Here is a 2,268-nt window from a genome sequence, read left to right on the forward strand (position 1 = left end):
ATGGTAATCTTCCTCCGGGAGTGATTCTAAATGAAGATGGAAGTCTTTCCGTTGAAAATGCTAATCTATTGGAGGCCGGTGATTATAGTATTGAGATCACTACTACCGATGCCAATGGTGGAATTACAAGTCAGACCATTGTACTTAGTTTCGGAGCCGATTTAGACCTGGATAATGACGGATTGTTCAATGAGGAAGAAATAGCTTTAGGAACAGATCCAGAAAATGCTGATTCTGATAATGATGGTTTAACCGACGGAGAAGAAGTGCTTGTAATTGATGATGATTCAACCGAATTAGTACCTGAAAATGTTAGTGATCCTCTAAATATCTGTGATCCATTGCAAACTTCTGCTACCTGCGATGCTGATAATGACGGACTGACCAATGAAGAAGAGGCTTCAGCAGGAACCGACCCTAATGATGCCGATACAGATAATGACGGACTGAACGATGGTGAAGAAGTGAACGGAATCGATGATCCTTCAACAGAAACAATTGCAACCGGAGTAAGTGATCCATTGAACATTTGTAATCCAAATCCAGTTTCTACCGACTGCCTTGAAGATGGACCCGAAATTATTCAGAAACTATCTCCGAACGGTGACGGTATTAATGATTTCTTTATGATAGAAGGCCTGGAATTATATGAAGAGAATACCCTGGAAATTTTCAATAGATGGGGTGTACATATATATGAGGCTAAGGCTTATGGAGAAAACGGAAATCTTTTTGGAGGGATCTCAGAAGGAAGATTAACCGTTAGAAAAGGGGAAGAACTCCCTGCAGGAACTTATTTCTATGTATTGAGATATAAAGACGGAGAATGGAAATCTAAATCTGGTTACTTATACCTAACACGTTAAAAACCTACTATGAAAAGATATATTTTTTTATTACTAAGTATTATAAGCCTGGGGGGATATGCTCAGCAGGACGCGCAGTACACCCAATATATGTACAATACAGCCTTATTCAATCCAGCCTATGTAGGATCGGAGGATTTTCTCAAAATATCGGGAGTATACAGGTCTCAATGGGTGGGCCTGGATGGCGCTCCCGAAATCTTATCTTTCAGTATCAATGATCGCATCGGAAAAAATGTTGGATTGGGAGGTTCTGTTATTTCAGATAAAATAGGACCCAGTAGTGAAACTATCATTAACGCCGATTTTTCTTATACCCTTGATTTTGAAAACACAGCACTGGCTTTTGGTTTGAAAGCCAGTGCAAATTTACTTAATGTGGATTTCACTCAGCTCTCAGGACCCGATGACCCTGATTTTAATCAGAATATCGATAATAGATTTACTCCAAACATAGGAGCTGGAGTCTATTATTACAGTAATAAGTTCTATGTAGGTTTCTCGGTACCACAATTGCTGGAGACGGAGCATTATAAAAACAATGAGAATTCTGATACTTTTCTGGCAAAAGAACGTTTTCACACCTATTTTATGGGAGGATATGTTTTTGACCTGAACCCTGGGCTCAAGTTAAAACCAGCCTATTTATTGAAGGTAACCGATGGTGCTCCCCTACAGGTAGATATTTCTGCCAATTTATTATTTTCTGAGAAGTTCACTTTGGGGGCTTCTTATAGATTGAATTCAGCAGTGAGTGCACTGGCAGGTTTTCAAATATTCGATTCGGTTTTTATTGGATATTCATATGATGCCGATACCACCAGATTAAGAACATATAATGACGGTTCTCACGAGATCGTTTTGAGATTTGACATACGGGATACAATGAAATATACGAACTCACCAAGATTTTTTTAAAAAATTTAGCAGGATAATTCAAGTATGATTTAAAGGCGACTATTAAGGTCGCCTTTCTAAAAAATAAAAAGTGGAAAAAAAATTATGATCAGGGTGTATCCAAGAAATAATTAATTTACACTTTCAATATCTATGGAGCCAAAAATTTCAGAAAGAAGATGTAATTTTAATTAATAATTATCTTGAAATTACGAGCTTCAATTCTATAGGTTTTGGTGGCATGTATAACACATTCCGATAATATATTTTTTATATTCTAATTGTTCTTAAAGAGAAAATTATTATCTGCTTCCATATTGTTACGGTTCTATAATACTGTTTCAAAATAGGAGAGTATAAAATATTTTTATAGCGTACGGGAAGTTAAGCGTACCTGCCTGCCCGCCGAAAAGTGGCAGCCAGGAAATAAAAACAGCATTTTAAAAGATACCACATATTCGGTTTTTCATGTTAATCCTGCTGAAAGCAATTCATAAAGAAAGAA

2 protein-coding genes are annotated in these 2,268 nt (G+C 36.9%); both read left to right on the plus strand.

The features are described from left to right. On the plus strand, positions 1-866 hold an 866-nt coding region (locus tag Q1K34_RS17930; protein WP_300442106.1), incomplete at its 5' end, for a gliding motility-associated C-terminal domain-containing protein. A gap of 9 nt (positions 867-875) precedes the next feature. Continuing rightward, positions 876-1,784: a type IX secretion system membrane protein PorP/SprF gene (locus Q1K34_RS17935; RefSeq protein ID WP_300442109.1), complete on the plus strand. Its 909-nt coding sequence runs from the start codon at positions 876-878 to the stop codon at positions 1,782-1,784. The last annotated feature ends 484 nt before the right edge of the window (positions 1,785-2,268 follow it).

This window comes from Christiangramia sp. (assembly GCF_029937855.1).
In the GTDB taxonomy this organism is placed as follows: domain Bacteria; phylum Bacteroidota; class Bacteroidia; order Flavobacteriales; family Flavobacteriaceae; genus Christiangramia.

Excerpts from the sequence above, each read along its gene's own strand:
- Q1K34_RS17935 (WP_300442109.1), top strand. The coding sequence starts at position 876 with ATGAAAAGATATATTTTTTTATTACTAAGTATTATAAGCCTGGGGGGA.